Consider the following 17,303-nt stretch of genomic DNA (forward strand, 5'->3'; position numbering starts at 1 on the left):
TCCGCTTGAAAACCTGGCTGTAATTATAAAATGCTACTCTGGATATTTATCCATTAAATATCAAATAAAATAAATAATAAATATATTATAAAATTGGTGCACATCAAATCATAGGGGGCATGTCCTTCGTATAAGCGGGGGTCATACGAAGGGATGTAAAAGAACATCCCTGCCGTCAGGAACGAGCCGTGGCGTTATCCGGCGGCGCGATGATAACTTGACCATGCCAGCAAGTTCGTGCCTTGCATGTGTTCCCGACTGTCCTGCCAGGGTTCGGTCAGGTAGCCGAAGACCTTCTGAGCCCCTATGAGCGCTTCGATCTGGCGGTCCCGGTCGACCGCGTCCGTCTCCACTCTCACCTGTCCCCAGGTAAGATGGAGCACGACCTCCACTCCCGTGCTCTCGGTCACCCATCGCAGGGCGATCCGATCACCGTCATCCTTGATCCCCTGCCACCTCAGGTTATGGAACCATCGTCCCTCGAGATGTCGGGCCATGGTGGCTGGGCTCATATCACCGGGGAGAAAGGATTGCAGGATGGTGTTGTAGGCCTTGGGCGGTTCGATCAGCCATTGCTGTGCCAGGCAGGACCCTTTCTGGGTCAGTACATACCCCTTCTGCGTATGCTGGACGTAACCATCCTCTTTCAGCCTCTGGAGCGCACGGGACAGTGTTTCCTGGTGTATGTTCATCCTTCGGCGGATCCCCTGGAACGCCATGGTCCCCCCGTCGGCCTCCAGCGCTCTGATGATGCCCTGATCGGGCTCCTGTATCGCCTGCGTCTTACATTCCGTCGTCATCTGTGTGGTCATCATCAATTCCATCCCGTGTGAAAAAGGTTTGCCTTTTTGATGCCCCCTATCGAGGCATTCCAGGGAGGCCCGGGCTCCGCCGAGGGGGCGGGAGCGGGGAAGGGGCCCAGGGGTCCCTCGGTCTAATAGGGGCGGGTCCCGAGGGTGACACGGACGGCCTCCGTCCTTCCGTTTCGTCTTACTTTCACGTCGATCTCCTGGCCGGATTTCATGCCAGTAAGGGCCGTCAACAGGTCCGATACGTTTCCCACGTGCTTGTCGTCTAGGCTTAGAACGACATCGCCCATGTGCAGGCCCGCGGTCTCCGCCGGCCCTTCCGGTGCCGTCTCGGCCACGAACGCTCCGTCCGTGTCGGGAAGCTGGAACTGATAGGCAAGGGCGGTTGTGACGTCATAGGCGGTCACTCCGAGCCATGCCCTCTGAACCTTGCCGTGCTCGATGATCTGCGCCGCGATGCTCTTGGCCATATTGACCGGAATCGCCTGGCCCATCCCTTCTGCGTAGGGGGCTCGAACCGCGTTGACGGCAATTACATTGCCATCCAAATCGACCAGTGCGCCGCCTCTGTTCCCCGGGTTGATCGTGGCATCGGTCCATAGGGCTATCATGCCCTCATGGCCGCTCAGTCCGCGAGGCAGGTAGCTTACAACGCCAGATGTGACCACAGGTCCATGTGGAAGACCAAAGGAATTGCCCATGGCCAATATCGGCTGCCCGAGTTTCAGATCGTCGGAATCTGCCAGAACGGCGGGAACGAGCTCATCCGATTCGATCTTGACAACCGCGATGTCCGTGCGCTGGTCTCCGCCTACGACCTTCCCGGTGAACACGTGGCCGTTGCCCATGATCACGGTGACCGAGTCCATATCGCATACCACATGATGGTTCGTGAGGATGTGGCCCTTGTCATCCAGGACCAGCCCCGACCCTGAACCCATCCTATGGAACGGTCCGCAGCATGCACCTCCATGGGATGTCCCGGAACGAACGTTCACGATACTTGCACCGGCCTTCTCAACGGCTTGGACATGTCTTTCTTCGAATTCTGCGGTCATTACTCTCAGGAGTGCATGACCTCGGGCGGATTTGTTGACCAGGTCGGCACACCCCCGGTCACAACATTTCCCTTCTTCCCGAAATATCCTCACTAGGATCCGACGGCACCTATGTTCCTAGGATGCGGTCGCGATGGATCGGCACGAGAAGAGAGCGAGGAGCAGGATTCTCGTGAGCCGGGTATGGCGGTCCAACATCAGAGCGGTAATGTGGACATCCTAACCATCATGGAAACCAAGTCATATTGTTCCTTGGTCGCAATTATCGATGAAATCTCGACCTTCCATGGTGTGCGCTTGAAATATTGCTTGTTGTCAACCTGAATTCACTTGCGTTTTGGACCGATCATCGGGTCATCGATCCAGTGAACGGTCATTAAGCGCTAGAAAGGAGTGGTTCGATGATACATGCAATAGTAAGGCAGAATGTGAAGGATTTCGATGCGTGGAAGAAGGTATTCGATGAGGATGCGGGCAACAGGAAGACGGGAAGTTCAAAGGGCGGGCATCTCTTTCGCGCTCTGGACGATCCCAACAATGTTTTCCTGCTTCTGGAATATGAAGATCTGGATAAAGCGAAGAAGTTCATGAATTCAGATGAGCTGAAAGAGGCAATGAAGAAGGCCGGAGTGGTTGGAAAACCAGACATATATCTGTTGGACGAAGGCATCAGGATCAAAGTGTAGCCACCGTTCCGGTGGCGATTCTTTTTGCCAGGAAACGTCATTGAAGGATCGTCACGGTTATCCATCCATACTCTTCGGCCAACTGGCGTCTGCTTTTCTATACGCGGCGATCTATCTCAGTTTGGTCAATTTTTGTCGTAGATCCTGGTCCCGTACAGCATATAACCGATCCCCACCAGGACGAGGATGAGCTCACCGGCGGTGACGGCCGGCGGGGGAGCGACGGTGAAGAAGAACATCGCCTGGTCAGCAGGAGCGGTGAGGAACATGAATGCAGCATCGACCATCACCAGAACAGCCGCGATCTTTGGCTTTCGGAACAGAAGGATCAGCCCGGCTATCGGGAGCAGCAATCCCACGACTATGAAGAACCCTGCGAACGCCACTGTCCGCAGCTCATTCATCCGGGTCTCGAATCCCAACGGGGTCAACAGGAAGCCCAGGACGATCCCAAACACTAACAGGGCTGCCAATATCCGCTCTGCCTTTCCGAGAGACATCTTTGATGTCGATGTAACTGTCATACGTTTATCTCCTCATATTGAAATTCAACGTCATTGGAACACCATCATCGAAGTCATTAACCGCTATCCACTAGAGCGAACCAATTCACACATCCGATAGCATAAATGCTTGTCGGCTCCGACCTGCCTTCGCCTCCAAAGCCAGGAGGCGAAGCTCTTTGATATCCCTTAACAGCCGTTTTTAAATTAAGAACGAACTAGCATCAGAATGACCGGAAGCTCATTCACTGGTATGTCATGTCGAGCGCTAGCAAATCAAACCAATGTCGCAAGGGCCTCCTTTCAAATCATAAAACTCTGGAAATCCGTGGCCCAGCTTTCGAAGTCGGTCGTCCGTCGTTTCGAAATGATAACTTGAATAATTGAAATGCGGTTGAGAGGCCGAGGAGAAGGTAGTTGGATAACGCACATCAAAATGATCCCGTTGATCGCCAGGGGTCGAAATTGCTCGGGATCGCGAAGGCTTTCGTATTCGCCACCGGGATGTATGGCCTGCTGTTCACCATCTATGTAGTATTCAGGCTGACATTCAATCCAGATATTGTGCATCTGGACGATCTTTTCATCGACTACATTCCATATTTTACGTTCTATATAACCGGATTATTGATGTTTGCGGTGTTTCTCGTCTCCATCTGCTTATACGCAGTGATCGGGCATTTCTCGAGGTCCAAGCAAGGACCGAAAGGAATTGTCAGGTTCCAAGGGTTCTGGAAGTGGATATCCAAGAGGCCGGATGGGACAAAAAGCAGAAGTGTTCTGATCGGTCAACTGGTGTCAGAACGGCTCGGCATCATCGGGCTGTTGGCTCTGATCATCTGGTTGATCAGCACGTCAGTATGGGCCTATAATTGTTACTTGGTGGTGTCCAATCCCATCGGTTACTTCACCATGCCTCACGCTCTGACCGCCCTGCGCTGGCCTACTGCAATAACCATGTTCGTGATCAGTTTCTTCTCAATGATGGTATTGCACTACAGGGTCTCTCAACAACATAAATAGTCTTCATTTCTAGACTGATGAATAGAAGATCGGGCCTTCATCACGACCGAGAAGTGAAGTGGGTGGTTTTCAGCACGATGAGGCCACACCGTGCTGCCCCAAATTGGGGATGACGCCGGTTCACTCACGCATTGGCGCCATAGGTGTTCCCATAGATGCTCAGATGCGACCCATCGTTCTGCTGCCATACGGCCAAGGCATTGCCCGAACCATCCATGGCGACCTGGGGGACGAATGCATCCTTGGCGCCGGTCTCGATTAGCTTTGCCGTTCCCCATGCTCCCGCCGAATACCGGTTGGCATAGATGCTGCCGCCCTGTGCCCATATGGCCACCGCGTTGCCATTGTTGTCCATGGCCACCTGGGGGGTCATGGCCCAGCCTGCGGACGTGTTCAGTAGCTTTGCCGTTCCCCACGCTCCCGCCGAATACCGGTTGGCATAGATGCTGCCGCCCTGTGCCCATATGGCCACCGCGTTGCCATTGTTGTCCATGGCCACCTGGGGGCTCGATCCCCAGACAGTGGAGGTCTTGATTGGCTGTGCCGTTCCCCACGCTCCCGCCGAATACCGGTCGGCATAGATCATACCGGCCTGTACCCATACCACGATCGCGTTGCCATTGTTGTCCATGGCCACCTGGGGGCTGCCAGCATCCACATTGGAGGTCTCCAGCAGTTGCGTCGTTCCCCAGCCGATGGCATTGGTATACTTGGAGGCATAGATGCTAAGGCGCCAGACGTTGTCCAGCTGTACCCATACCACGATCGCGTTGCCATTGTTGTCCATGGCTACCTGCGGTATCTGGGCATCGCCCTTGGCCGTCTCTATCAGCTTGGCGGCTCCCCAGGCACCAGCAGTGTATCTGTTGGCATACGTGCTGTAATAGGCACCGTCATACTGCCCCCATACCGCCACGGCGTTGCCATTGTTGTCCATGGCGACCTGCGGTGTCTTAGCGTCTCCCGTGGCTGTCTCCAGTAGCTGGGCGGTTCCCCAGGCCCCCGCGGCATACGTGTTGGCGTATATGCTGTAATAGGCACCGTCATACTGCCGCCATACCGCCACCGCATTGCCGTTGTTATCCATGGCGATCTGCGGTGAGTCAGCTGAACCGCTAATGGTTTCGATCAGGGTGACCGTTCCCCAGGCTCCAGACGAATAGCTACTGGCGTAGATGTTGTAATAGGTGCCGTCATACTGCTGCCAGACGACCATGGCATTGCCGTCGGTGCCCACAGCCACCTGGGGGGTCGAGGCATCTCCAGAACCTGTCTCCAGTAGCTTGGCGGTCCCCCAACCCAATGTGATGCTCGGGACGTTCACCGGCGTCGAACTTACGGTCGATGTCTGAGCTCCGGTCCCGGCAGCGTTGTGCGCCGTGACCTTGAATGAATAGGACTGCCCGCCTGTGAGGCCAGCCACCGTGTATGACGTACTCGAGGCATGCTTAACATCGGCGCCGTCCTGATAGATCACGTAATAGTCGATCGCTGTCCCGCCGTTGGAGGAGGGGGCGGTCCAGTTCAATGACACCCGACCAGTTCCCGCAATGGCCTTGAGACCGGTCGGGACACCAGGCACCGTAAACGGTATTGAAACGACCGGTGATGACTGAGTACCGATACCTGCGGAACCATGTGCAGAGACGGCGAACGAGTAGCTCTGACCGTTCACAAGACCGGTGATCGTGGTCGATGTGGAAGCGACATGGGCGACATCGATCCCGCCCTGGTACACGATGTAATGGTCGATCGCTGTTCCACCATTGAAGGAAGGAGCCGTCCAGTTCAATGCCACCTGCCCGTTTCCTGCGATGGCGGTCAGACCGGTGGGAACATTGGGCACGCTTATCGGTGTTGAACTGACAGACGATGTCTGGGCCCCGGTCCCAGCGGGGTTGTGGGCCGCGACCGTGAACGAATAGCTATGGCCGTTCGCAAGACCGGCCACAGTGTAGGTCGTACCCGAGATGTGCTTTACATCAGCGCCTCCCTGGTAGACGATGTAGTAGTCGATCGCCGCCCCACCGTTGCTGCTCGGCGCGCTCCATACAAGACCTACCTGTCCATTGCCGGCGGTGGCGATCAGACCGGTCGGGACGCCTGGAATGGTCGGACCGGGGACATTTATGCTTGCCAGGGGGTAGTAGTCCTTGCTGCTGCCCTCTCCGATCGGATAGGGTCTATCGATTATCCCATCTGCGTTGGCATCCGGCGTCGTCCAGTCGCTCCAGTAATTGCCGTATGAACCGGTGTTCCAATGGTTACCCACTCCGGTATCGGCGCATTGCTGGTGCAACGCATTATAGACGGACGTCGACTTGTTGTTCACGATCAATACGTTGCCGTATAGGTTGTTGAAGTCGGAGTCTGCAAGATGGATGCCGTGCCCCTTGTTGTTCTTCAAGGTGTTGTTCGATATGGTATTGCGGTCAGAATGCAGCACATAGATGCCATTGTCACCGCTTGAGTAGCAGGTGTTGTTGGAAATAACGTTCCTGTTGGAGTCTTTGTCCAGCATTACTGCGCATGCCCTGGTCGCCCGGCAGGTGTTATTGTTTATGATGTTGTCATACGCGGCAGACGTGTAGATGCCGTGAGCGGCGTCTATGCAGACATTGTTTGTTACGGTGTCGTTTCCCGTGCTGCGCAGCCAGATGCCATATGGATCATTTCCGCTGCAGTTGTTGTTGGTCACGGTGACATAGTTGGATCTTATCACTTCGATGCCATAATTGTTACCATGCAGGTAGCTGTTGCTGATGACCAGCCGGACAGTTATATTCGCAACATAAATGCATGCGCCGCCCGTGCCAGATATATCGTACCCGTTGATGACATAAGGGTCGTTCGCGGTCCCCGATCCGGTGCAACCGCCTGCTGCTCTCAGGCTCAGCAGATCATTGTTATTGTCAATGTGGATGGTCGAATGTGGAATATAAGTCGGCCCGCTCGCCTGTACGACACCGATCGTTCCCACCGAAGAGAAGATCGACACGACCAACGAGAATGTTACTAGAATCAGAAGTCCCTTGCTGCCTGCTATCTTCATGTCCCCCGCCCCCTTACCTCAATGAGGATCGGGTCTTTGTGGGAATTTCAATACTTAATGGTAACGCATAGCTATTAAAATCCGGTAGAAGCGAAGAATCAGTAAATCGGCTTCGCATCCCAGCGAATCTCCTTCTTATTGCTGCTGACCGCCAAGATCGAATATAGAATATCATATCTTAGCTGATCCTCCGATATGTGGTAATCTATAACTATAGAATATCCTCATTGACGCTAATGGGGGTCGAGTGTGTCAGACGTAATTGGACTTCTTGGGGTCGTGGTGTCCATGATATCGGTCCTGGCAACTCTTTACGGCACTTATTATACCAAGTGGCTGGAACGCGGACGATTGAATAAATGGATATCGGGCATCATCATCATCGTCCTCCTGGCATTCATGTCGATCATGATCTATCCTTTGCTGACACAAGCGCAGACGCCAGCCCAAAATGAGCCTCCCCTGTCCACTCCCTCAACGCTCAATTCAACAACCCCCGTGGTCTCGATCACCAGCGTGAATTGTCAAATAACGTATACGAAGCCATGGTATCTTCCTACCTCAGATAGTTACTTTGACACCAGAACGACAGGGAATATAACCACCGCACCCGGAGGCAATTTTTCCATCCCTATCGTGTTTACCAGTCATGCCTCTACGCTGAATCACACAGTAGATTCAGTATCAATCAGTCCATTAGAGTTTTCTCTTCTTTCTGTTTCGCTAGAATTGCCGTCAACGAAAATAGCTCCTGGATCAAGTCTAACAATAACATTGAAGATACAGGCACCGTCATCTGCCTATTCCGGACCATTGATCATCAATGTATCCGCTTCCTAATTCCAGAAGCCATTTAATCGATCTGGCTAACTTGGGTTCATTCACTTCAGTAACTGTCCCTTTTCAGGACCTTCATGAAAGACCCAATAAGTTATTCGAACGATCCATCTTCCTTTGCTATCTATTGCTTACTCGTGAAAAATGTCCTGGAACATGTCGATCTCGGCTTGGCAATCTCCCGGTTTTCCTGATCCTGGACATTCACGATCGGCTTCCCAAGTTCATTATCAAATATCACATTCTGATGCTAATTTTCTTTATTAGGAATCACGTGTGAGCTTACCTGGGGCATCCTCTAGGGAAGATTGGGATATCATGAATCATAAGAAGCTCACCGCCTTGCTGGCAACGCTCATGCTCTTATCACCGATTGTCACGTTGACAGTTGGATCGATGGTCGGCACGGTGTCCGCTGAGGTAAGCGGCAGTTTCGAATATTCACTCAACAGCGATGGAACGGCGGTTGAGATCACTAGATATAACGGCACAGGTACAAGCGCGGTCATTCCCAGCGTGATCGCCGGCAAGCCAGTCACCTCCATCGGGGAGCGGGCTTTTAGCAATTGTACTGCCTTGACGGCCGTGACCATCCCCAACAGCGTCCTGACCATCGGAGCGGGCGCTTTCCAGAACTGCTATTCCTTGACAGCCCTGACAATACCGAACAGCGTCTCAAGCATCGGGGAGGGGGCGTTCTACGATGTCGGCCTTCGTTCGGTCGTCATCCCGAACAGCATGAAGGTCATCGAGGACAACCTGTTCTTCGACTGCTATTCCCTGACCTCGGTGACGATTCCAGTCAGCATAACCAGCATCGGGGACTATTCGTTCGGCAACTGCTACCAGCTGAGCAGCATCATTATTCCCAAGAGCGTCACCAACATAGGCGCCGGTGCATTCTCTAACTGCGGCCTGAAGACGGCGGTCATACCGGAGAGCGTCAGCGCGATCAAGGATCGCTGCTTTCAGGGCTGTTATGCCCTGACCTCGGTGACCATACCCGTCAGCGTCACAAGCCTTGGCAATTATTCTTTCAACAATTGCTATGCACTGTCTTCCATCACGATCCCCAGCAACGTAACGAGCCTGGGGGATTACCTTTTCAGTAACTGTTACAAACTGAAATCGGCGGCCATTATGGGAAGTGTCTCGAACATAGGGGCTGGCGCTTTCTCAAACTGTTACGAGCTGGCCGCGATCACCTTCTATGACAACGCACCCTCCATGGGGGTTGGCTGGAAGACCGGATGCGGGGGAAATTTGACGGTCTCTTACTACCAAGGAGCGACCGGATTCACCGACCTGTCATGGAGCGGAGTGATACTCCATCAAATGACGTCGCCCAACGCCCCCCGGAACCTTACCGCAGTGACTGGAGACAGCAGAGTGACCTTATCATGGAAGGTCCCGAGCGGCCCCCTTGGCATTTCCACCGCGAGCTATCTTGTCTATCAGAACGATATCTGTGTCGAGCGGGTGGTCGGTACCTCGGAGAAGATCAGCGGCCTGACGAATGGATTGTCCTACAACTTCACCGTCGTCCTCACCAACACAAAGGGAAATCTGCTTAATTCCACCTCCATCGTGGTCAGGGTGCCCATCATAGGGGTCGCGGTCGATGGGACGGCCAACGATATCGACGGAAACCCGATTGCGAACGCCACCGTTACTCTAAGCAACGGCACGGTCGTGATGACGAACGAATACGGGCAATTCATGATCCTTGGGGTCAAGGCAGGCAATTATAGTCTCACCATTGCCAAGGACGGTTACTCGACCATCACGCAGAACGTGACGGTCACATCCGAAAAGAATGCCGATCTCGATTCCGTCGTCCTTCAGGCTATCGATCCTCCCGCCAGCAATGGGTCGGGTTCAGGTGACCTGACCCTGATCATCGCCGCCGTGGCCATAGCGGCCGTCATCGCCGTATACTTCCTTTTCTTCCGTAAGCCAAAGGCTAGCGGCCGGCGCAAGAAGTAGGTCTGCAGTCTTTCATGTTGGATAGATATGTCAAATTATCTTGACGCTATTGTCTCTCGATCCAGATCATGCCCCGGCCAATGTCATTTCGACGTTCAACGATCTGGAACAGCAGTTTCCCTTCTCTAAAGTCGTCGATCGTTCGAGCGGGAGGCATATTATAAGAAAATGGCGATTTCATATGTTAAATTATTATCAATATTATGCATATTTTCAGGAACAAAACGCTATTCAGCGATTATTATCATGATTATTTTGTATATAATTTTGTTTATATCGTATTACCCAATTCCCTTCCTTAAGAGTAGTTCAAAACGGAAGAGCCCTCACCGAGGGAATGAACTCTCTGCTGCCAGAAAAGTGACTCTGACGGATCAGTTGCAATCAACATCTCGGGATCGATTTTTTTGATCCAGATGTTCAGGCTGCATGCCCATTGAGCGATTCCTTCCGATCGCGTTTAAACACGAGCCAGCCCCGATGCGGATAAACGTATCGTCCGGGTAACTGGCTCCGTTCAGTCTGCCCAGTGAAACCTAACAAGGAGCTGATAAGCATGAGAATGGGATCTTCATCGAAGAAGGACATTCGCGGGACGGGCATCATGATGGCCGTCCTTGTTGCGGCTGGACGTGCTGCGACCGTCGATCTGTCCGTTTTGAACAGCGTATCGAACAAATCGAAGGACCGGTCCTGGAAGATCGGCGATCAGGCGATGAAAAAGACCGGAAATACCCCTGCCATGACCAGAGGCTGTTTGCATGAGTAAATTCCAGTTCAAAAGTAGGTCCTTGACGTTCCTATCCTTCTTGTTTGTGGGAGCGTTGATCGGTATGTCTTTCATGGGTGCTGTGCCCGTCCAAGCGCTTTCGGCTCCGGTGGGCGATGGAACGTCGGTCTCCGTGGCCTACACCATCTACAAGGATGGCAGCGGTTACACCTGCGCAAAGAACAGCGCGACCGGGGCCATCGATTATAGGAACACCAACTCGAAATGGGTGATCCAGAAGGCCATCGACAAGCTTTCGGGCGGTTATATCCTGATCAAAGCCGGAAAATATGACATAACCCAGACCATCTACACCAACAAGGTGTCGATCATCGGCGAGGGGAACGCGACGGTGTTGGACGCCACCACCGCCTGCACTGGTGCGGTCATTAGGGTGTGCAATAACTACTGGACACTAGATTACAGATACATGTCCGCACGCCCCAACGGGATAACCATCGGCAACATGCAGATCGACGGCAACCGTGCGGTCCGGACCAATGGATTGCTGGAAGGGGTCGGCTTCATAAACTGCCTCAATAGCCACATGGTCAGGATCTATGCGCATGACATCATCGGCGGGCAGGGACTGTACATGTCCAACTCTCAGTACTGTACCATCGTCGATTGTCAGATCTACAACGTCGGAGACAACACCGCGGCCCATTACGGATCGGGCATAGCGTTCGGCGAGGCATCTGAGATCAAGGTCCCGTGCTCGTACATCACGATCGACAACTGTCTGATATCCAGGGCCTCGATGTCATCGATCGACCTGGAGCCGGCCAACAACGTGGTCATAAAGAACTGCGTTTTCCGTGAGGCTACCACCTGGAAGGGATATCCCACCCCGGTGATCACGGAATACGCGGTATATGGATACGCTCCAGCGAACGACTACATCACCGTGACCGGATGCAACGTCAACGGTGCGTTCAGTGAGTTCGTCGTTCTGACCCCGAGCAGCCACTCGGTGATCAAGAACAACGTCGTCACTCAGACCGCGGGCACGACCACGGCGATATACTCGACCAACTCGCACTCGAACACGATCACCGGTAACGTGATCAAGACCGCCTCGCCCAGGCCGATCCAACTCGTGGGCTGCACTTCGTGCACGGTCTCGGGCAACACGATCCTGGCCAGATGAGCGTCGTTGTGCCGTTGGACAGGACCTCGCGGGTCGCAGGAGGTCCGCCCGTCCTAAAACCATTTTTCCCTCTCTCTTGATCCAGCTCTTTTTTCAAGACCTCGTCCTCATTCCATAGCTCATTCATCGGATCAAGGCAACGGCCGCCGGGATCACGAAGAAGGTCAAAACCCGGATCAGTGCCGAGACCATCGAGTAGGCGAAATAGTCGGAGCATACTATAAGAAATTGGCGATTTCATATGTTAAATTATTATCAATATTATGGATATTTTCAGGAACAAAACGCCACTCAGTGATTATTATGATGATATTTTTCTATATAATTTTGTTTATATCGCATAACTCCAATTCCCTTATTCACGAGAGTTCAAAACGGAAGAGCCCTCATCGAGGGCAACGGACTCTCGGCCGTTAGAGCAGAACTCTCACGGATCAATTGCAATCAACATCTCGGGATCCATTTTTGATCCAGATGTTCAGGCTGTATGCCCCATTGAGCGATTTCTTCCGATCGCGTGTAAATACGAGGCAGGCCCCGGGACGATCACTGAATCGTCCGGGTACCTGCCTCCGTTCAGTCTGTCCAGTGCAACGTAATGAAAGGAGCTGATAAGCATGAGAATGGTATCTTCATCGAAGGACATGCGCGGGATGGGCGTCACGACGGCCATCCTGGTCGCGGCAGGACGTGCTGCGACGGTCGACCTGTCCGTTTTGAACAGTGTTGCGAACAAAGCAAAGGACCGCGCCTGGAAGCTCGGCGATCAGGCGATGAGAAAGTGCATCGGCGGAGATGCCTCCGCCATCAACAGAGGCTGTATCTAATGACATTTTTCAGGTTCAAGGGCAGGTCCCTGACGTTCCTGACCATCATGTTCGTGGGAGTTTTGATCGGAACATCGGTCTTGGGTGCGATGCCGGCCCAAGCGGCGACGATCGCCCCGGTGGGGAATGGAACATCGGTCTCAGTGGCGTACACTATCTACAAGGACAGCAGCGGTTACACCTGTGCGAAGAACTGCGCCAACGGTGCCATCGATTTCCGTAACACGAACTCGAGATGGGTAATTCAAAAGACCATCGACAAGCTGTCGGGCGGTTACATATTGATCAAGGCCGGAACCTATGCGATTACCCAGACGATCTACACCAACAAGGTGTCGATCATCGGTGAGGGTAACGCAACCATCCTGAAGGCCAGCGGCAATGTGGGAGGCGGTATGATCAAGGTGACCGATGGCTACTGGACACTGGACTACAGGTTGATGTCGAGTCGCCCGAATGGAATAACCATCGGCAATCTGCAGATCAATGGCCTGGGCGGTGGATCGATGAAAGGGGTCGCCTTCATTGATTGCCTCAACAGCAAGATGGTCCGCATCTATGTCCATGACATATTGGCCTGTCAGGGGCTCTACATGTCCAACTCGCAATATTGTAGCATCTCCCGTTGCCAGATCTACAACGTCGGGGACAACACAGCAGCCCATTACGGATCGGGAATAGCTTTCGGTGAGGCGTCATCGACGAAGGTCGCTTCCTCCTATATCACCATCGATAACTGCCTGATAAGCAAGACATCGATGTCCTCGATAGACCTGGAGCCGGCCAACCACGTGACCATCACCAACTGCGTGTTCCGCGAGGCCGCCATGTGGAAGAACTACTACAACCCGGTGATAACGGAGTATCGGGTGTCAGGGTATGCAGCAAATGACTACATCACAGTGAGCGGATGCAACGCCAACGGCGGATTCAATGAATTCATCGTTCTGACGCCAAGCAGCCATTCCGTGGTCAAGAACAACGTCATTACGCAAACCCGCGGTTCGTGCACCCCTATCTACGTGACCTACTCGCAATACGACACGATCACCGGAAACAAGATCACGACCGCTTCGAGCCAGCCGATCCACCTTGTGGGTTGCAGTTCATGCACTGTCTCGGGCAACACGATCATCAAGCGGTGATCGGGTCGAGCGGTTCAGAAGACCGCTGACCGCGTGGATAACGGTCGGACGATATCAAGATGGGCCGGACTTCCGGAAGTTACGGAACGGCCCATCCAAACCGTTTCATTTTTTTCTATTCATGACCCTTCATGATTTTGTCTTCATCCCGTAACGCATCCATAGGACCAAGGCGATGGCCGCAGGGATCCCGAAGATGATCAATACCCATATCAGCGCCGAGATCATCGAGTAGGCGAAATAGTCAAACGACCAGGTAGAGATCGCGGCGTTCCAGTTGCCATCGACGTATATCTTGATGCAGAAGGCTATGAAGACCAGGAATGAGAACGCGTTTCCCCCGCTGGATGACTTGGAGCGGGGGCCGAACATGTGATACTCCTGCTTCCGCTCGTCCAGCAGTCTCTTCCACCATTGCCATACCGCAATTACTGCCACGATGATCGGGATCCCGATCAGAAGGATCTCCCAGAAGGCCAGATTTATCAAGAAGTTCACGATGTTCCCCATGGTCCAGAGACCAAGGGTCAATGGTATCATCCCGGTCGACTGAGCGTTTCCGATGAACCACAGGAAGACAAGGACTGCCCCCACAAACGCCAGAACGACTCCGACCACGAATAGCATGAACAGCCTCCAGTGATCCTTGATGAATCTTCTCCAATCCTCAGAACCCTTTCCCGACCTAGTCTCAAACATTAATTTCCTCCTACGGATTTGACCATTTCTGCTATAATATTCGGTTGGATTTATTGGTTGGCTAAAAATATAATATTTCACTGATTTTGTCAATTCGTTCAATAGGTCGCAATTAGAGAAGATTTTGGGGGTGGACTTTCACATCTATGATATCCGACCCATTGTGTCGGGGGAATTCAGGTTCAGGCGTTTTCAACGTCGCAGTTCTACTGATGGCCATGATGATCCTAGAATTTGCCACATAACTATTCATCCTTGTATCCGCATGTATCGATGATTAATATGGCAAAACTCAAAAAGAAAAAGGATGCAGATGTACCGCCAGTGAACAAGAACAGGTCGGATTCCAAGAACACAAAGACCTCGTCCATTGTCACCCCCCCGGAAAAGGCAACCAAGAAAAAGAAGTAACCGGAACGCGGGAATCCAGTGACTTTATCTAACATCGGATCTTACACTGGACCATCATTTTTCAAATCCTCCAGAAGGATTCTTGGCCGGCGATCTGAGCGCCCGACCCTTTCTTCGATCAGATCCTAAAGGGAACCAGATGCCTGGGAATTGTCGCTAGGTCGCTAGAAAATCTAGCCCTCACAGGCTCGATAATTGATCGCCTCATTGTAGTAATTGATAACCGTGGACCTGTCCATAAATATCGAAACGTTCGTCTCAGAACCGTTCTGAAATGACCTCCAAAGAGATACATGTCCTTGTCGTCGATGATGAACAGGAATTATGCGAACTGACAAAGGCATATCTGGATCTTCAAGGGGAAATGGTGGTGGACACCGCCTTCTCAGCGCAGGGAGCCAGAGATATCCTTACATACAAACGCTATGACATCGTTCTATCCGACTACATGTTGCCGGGGGAGAACGGCATCCAATTCCTGACCTCCCTGAGAACGGCAGGCAACAGGATCCCGTTCATCCTATTCACCTGCAAGGAACGGGAAGAGATCATCATCGATGCCCTGAACAGCGGTGCGAACGGCTACATGCAGAAGGGCGGCAGCGCGGTAACTCAGTACAAGGAACTTGAGAACCTGATCCGCACGCTGGTCCAGCAAAACCGGACCGAGGAGGCCTTGAAAGATAGCGAGGCACGCTATCGGGACATGGTGGAGCTGATACCGGCGGCCATCTTCGAGATGGACCTGAGCGGCAATTTCACTTTCCTGAACCATTTCGCCCTCGAGCTGTTCGGCTACACCAGCAAAGAATTCGGTGAAGGTATCGAGGCCATGGACGTCCTGGTGCCAGAGGATAGTACCCGGGTCTTTGAGAACCTGCAGAGGATCCTCCAGAAGAACGGGACAAGCTCTGAGGAATACACTGCGCTAAAGAAGGACGGAACGAAGTTACCCATATCTATGACCTCCTCGATCATTCTCCATCATGGACACCCGGTCGGTCTGAGAGGGGTCGTCAACGCGATCCGGTCCACAGGACCAGTTGTGATGAGTTAAGCAACGATAGGGCGAGTTGGCTGGTCTCCTCATTTGCCAGTTGGTCTGCCCTTCTCTTTCCGGCAATGCGATCACCGAGGTCGGCCGGAAAATAGTCACGAATGTCTCAGGCGCTTTCCTTCCTCCTTCCCACGAAGCACATTACCGCGCCCATGGCCGTCAAGGCAGCCACAAGGGAGGTCGCCACAATGATGCTCTCCGAACTGCCGACGGCGCCAGGCGTTTCATTGATCGGTGAGGTCTTCTCCACCATCAACTGTTTTCCAGGAGTGACAAAAACTTCTGTGGAATTGGGTCCATCACCAAGCGAATTGTGCGCCGATACCGTGAACATGTAGGTCTGGTTGTTCCCCAGGCCGGTGATATTGGCTGCATTGGCGATCGTCGTGGCGACAGCGATTCCGTTCTGGTATGCTGTGTATCGGTCGATCGGAGAACCGCCATCGTCGGGCACGTTCCATGTGAGCACCGCATACTGGTCCCTGTGGCTTGATATCATCAGGTCGGGGGCGGCCGGCGCTCTCAACAGACAAACGGTGGCCGCGCCGTTCCAGCTGGGAGCGAACCCGGTCGCTCCGTGATAGTAGTTGACGATGAGCCCAGGTGTTCCCGGGATCACGTTGCGTTGATAGGTCCAATCGGCGCCGACCGACGGCGCGTTGCCATTGAACGTTACCGTGTTCAGGCCGAAACAGTAGGCGAACGCCATCTCTCCGATGCTGGTGACGTTCTGCGGTACGGTCAACGATGACAGAACGTAGCAATACCCGAATGCCCTCATTCCGATGGTGTCCGTCGCATCTCCCAACCTGACGGTGGAAAGGGAGAAGCAACCTTCGAAGGCCTCATCCTGAATGGCGGCGACACCGTTGCCGATCGTGACGGATGTTAGAGAGCCGCAGAACCCGAACGCCCTGATGCCAATGGCGGTCACGCTATCTGGAATGGTGACCGAGGTCAGAGTGCCGCAGAAATAGAACGCGTCCTGACCAATGCTGGTAACGGGAACGCCGTCGATTGAGTCTGGAATGACGACATCGCCGCCCGGTCCATGGTATTCGGTTATCTCTACCCCTGTCTCCGCTTCGACAGGCTCCCAATCCAGGTATCCGATTATCTCGGATCTCGTCTCATAGCTGAAATCGCCGCTGGTCTGGGCGGACGCTGTGCTGGAGGAGATGATCAAGACGGTGGAAGAGAATGAAAACAGCATCAAAACGGCCAATAGTATGGAAGTTGACTTGTGCACGATCGTCCCAACGTGCTCGTATCGATAGGTCCGGACCTATAT

The 17,303-nt window shown here is 53.1% G+C and carries 15 protein-coding genes; 9 read left to right on the plus strand and 6 right to left on the minus strand.

Annotated features, from left to right (window positions below; all coding sequences use genetic code 11):
• Positions 1 to 194: 194 nt before the first annotated feature.
• A complete protein-coding gene (locus VGK23_12940) occupies positions 195 to 824 on the minus strand; it encodes a hypothetical protein (protein ID HEY3421450.1) in 630 nt (209 codons plus the stop codon).
• A 110-nt stretch (positions 825 to 934) separates the two neighbouring features.
• A complete protein-coding gene (locus tag VGK23_12945; protein ID HEY3421451.1) occupies positions 935 to 1,867 on the minus strand; it encodes a trypsin-like peptidase domain-containing protein in 933 nt (310 codons plus the stop codon).
• Between the two features lie 401 nt (positions 1,868 to 2,268).
• On the opposite strand from VGK23_12945, the gene VGK23_12950 reads away from it, so the two are divergent.
• Positions 2,269 to 2,553 (plus strand): hypothetical protein, encoded by a 285-nt coding sequence (locus VGK23_12950; GenBank protein HEY3421452.1) that lies wholly within the window; start codon positions 2,269 to 2,271, stop codon positions 2,551 to 2,553.
• Between the two features lie 125 nt (positions 2,554 to 2,678).
• Here VGK23_12950 and VGK23_12955 read toward each other — a convergent pair whose 3' ends face one another.
• Positions 2,679 to 3,077, minus strand: coding sequence for a hypothetical protein (locus VGK23_12955; GenBank protein ID HEY3421453.1), 399 nt, complete (start codon positions 3,075 to 3,077; stop codon positions 2,679 to 2,681).
• Between the two features lie 444 nt (positions 3,078 to 3,521).
• On the opposite strand from VGK23_12955, the gene VGK23_12960 reads away from it, so the two are divergent.
• A complete protein-coding gene (locus tag VGK23_12960) occupies positions 3,522 to 4,079 on the plus strand; it encodes a hypothetical protein (protein HEY3421454.1) in 558 nt (185 codons plus the stop codon).
• Between the two features lie 124 nt (positions 4,080 to 4,203).
• On the opposite strand, the gene VGK23_12965 is transcribed toward VGK23_12960, so the two are convergent.
• Positions 4,204 to 7,131, minus strand: coding sequence for a NosD domain-containing protein (locus tag VGK23_12965; protein HEY3421455.1), 2,928 nt, complete (start codon positions 7,129 to 7,131; stop codon positions 4,204 to 4,206).
• A gap of 1,155 nt (positions 7,132 to 8,286) precedes the next feature.
• Between VGK23_12965 and VGK23_12970 the strand changes: the two genes are divergently transcribed.
• The 5 genes from VGK23_12970 to VGK23_12990 all read left to right on the plus strand — a co-directional run bounded on the left by VGK23_12970 (position 8,287) and on the right by VGK23_12990 (position 13,845).
• Positions 8,287 to 9,954: a leucine-rich repeat protein gene (locus tag VGK23_12970; GenBank protein HEY3421456.1), complete on the plus strand. Its 1,668-nt coding sequence runs from the start codon at positions 8,287 to 8,289 to the stop codon at positions 9,952 to 9,954.
• A gap of 556 nt (positions 9,955 to 10,510) precedes the next feature.
• Positions 10,511 to 10,723, plus strand: a complete 213-nt coding sequence (locus VGK23_12975) for a hypothetical protein (GenBank protein HEY3421457.1) — start codon at positions 10,511 to 10,513, stop codon at positions 10,721 to 10,723.
• Positions 10,716 to 11,873, plus strand: coding sequence for a right-handed parallel beta-helix repeat-containing protein (locus VGK23_12980; protein HEY3421458.1), 1,158 nt, complete (start codon positions 10,716 to 10,718; stop codon positions 11,871 to 11,873). Before VGK23_12975 ends, VGK23_12980 begins: the two co-directional genes overlap by 8 nt.
• Before the next feature lie 617 nt (positions 11,874 to 12,490).
• Positions 12,491 to 12,700, plus strand: a complete 210-nt coding sequence (locus VGK23_12985; protein ID HEY3421459.1) for a hypothetical protein — start codon at positions 12,491 to 12,493, stop codon at positions 12,698 to 12,700.
• Complete coding sequence (locus VGK23_12990; protein ID HEY3421460.1) at positions 12,700 to 13,845, plus strand: right-handed parallel beta-helix repeat-containing protein; 1,146 nt, start codon at positions 12,700 to 12,702, stop codon at positions 13,843 to 13,845. Before VGK23_12985 ends, VGK23_12990 begins: the two co-directional genes overlap by 1 nt.
• Before the next feature lie 129 nt (positions 13,846 to 13,974).
• On the opposite strand, the gene VGK23_12995 is transcribed toward VGK23_12990, so the two are convergent.
• Positions 13,975 to 14,544 carry a hypothetical protein gene (locus VGK23_12995; GenBank protein ID HEY3421461.1) on the minus strand — a complete coding sequence of 190 codons (570 nt, stop codon included), beginning with the start codon at positions 14,542 to 14,544 and terminating at the stop codon, positions 13,975 to 13,977.
• 282 nt (positions 14,545 to 14,826) lie between these two features.
• On the opposite strand from VGK23_12995, the gene VGK23_13000 reads away from it, so the two are divergent.
• Positions 14,827 to 14,955, plus strand: coding sequence for a hypothetical protein (locus tag VGK23_13000; GenBank protein HEY3421462.1), 129 nt, complete (start codon positions 14,827 to 14,829; stop codon positions 14,953 to 14,955).
• A 274-nt stretch (positions 14,956 to 15,229) separates the two neighbouring features.
• Positions 15,230 to 16,012, plus strand: coding sequence for a response regulator (locus VGK23_13005; protein ID HEY3421463.1), 783 nt, complete (start codon positions 15,230 to 15,232; stop codon positions 16,010 to 16,012).
• A 106-nt stretch (positions 16,013 to 16,118) separates the two neighbouring features.
• Here VGK23_13005 and VGK23_13010 read toward each other — a convergent pair whose 3' ends face one another.
• Positions 16,119 to 17,261, minus strand: coding sequence for a fibronectin type III domain-containing protein (locus VGK23_13010; protein ID HEY3421464.1), 1,143 nt, complete (start codon positions 17,259 to 17,261; stop codon positions 16,119 to 16,121).
• Positions 17,262 to 17,303 lie beyond the last annotated feature (42 nt).

It is taken from the genome of Methanomassiliicoccales archaeon (assembly GCA_036504055.1).
Lineage (GTDB): Archaea > Thermoplasmatota > Thermoplasmata > Methanomassiliicoccales > UBA472 > DASXVU01.

Excerpts from the sequence above, each read along its gene's own strand:
- VGK23_12980 (HEY3421458.1), top strand. The coding sequence starts at position 10,716 with ATGAGTAAATTCCAGTTCAAAAGTAGGTCCTTGACGTTCCTATCCTTC.
- VGK23_12945 (HEY3421451.1), bottom strand. The coding sequence starts at position 1,867 with ATGACCGCAGAATTCGAAGAAAGACATGTCCAAGCCGTTGAGAAGGCC.
- VGK23_12985 (HEY3421459.1), top strand. The coding sequence starts at position 12,491 with ATGAGAATGGTATCTTCATCGAAGGACATGCGCGGGATGGGCGTCACG.
- VGK23_13000 (HEY3421462.1), top strand. The coding sequence starts at position 14,827 with ATGGCAAAACTCAAAAAGAAAAAGGATGCAGATGTACCGCCAGTGAAC.
- VGK23_13005 (HEY3421463.1), top strand. The coding sequence starts at position 15,230 with ATGACCTCCAAAGAGATACATGTCCTTGTCGTCGATGATGAACAGGAA.
- VGK23_12975 (HEY3421457.1), top strand. The coding sequence starts at position 10,511 with ATGAGAATGGGATCTTCATCGAAGAAGGACATTCGCGGGACGGGCATC.
- VGK23_12955 (HEY3421453.1), bottom strand. The coding sequence starts at position 3,077 with ATGACAGTTACATCGACATCAAAGATGTCTCTCGGAAAGGCAGAGCGG.
- VGK23_12965 (HEY3421455.1), bottom strand. The coding sequence starts at position 7,131 with ATGAAGATAGCAGGCAGCAAGGGACTTCTGATTCTAGTAACATTCTCG.
- VGK23_12940 (HEY3421450.1), bottom strand. The coding sequence starts at position 824 with ATGGAATTGATGATGACCACACAGATGACGACGGAATGTAAGACGCAG.
- VGK23_12970 (HEY3421456.1), top strand. The coding sequence starts at position 8,287 with ATGAATCATAAGAAGCTCACCGCCTTGCTGGCAACGCTCATGCTCTTA.
- VGK23_12995 (HEY3421461.1), bottom strand. The coding sequence starts at position 14,544 with ATGTTTGAGACTAGGTCGGGAAAGGGTTCTGAGGATTGGAGAAGATTC.
- VGK23_12990 (HEY3421460.1), top strand. The coding sequence starts at position 12,700 with ATGACATTTTTCAGGTTCAAGGGCAGGTCCCTGACGTTCCTGACCATC.
- VGK23_12950 (HEY3421452.1), top strand. The coding sequence starts at position 2,269 with ATGATACATGCAATAGTAAGGCAGAATGTGAAGGATTTCGATGCGTGG.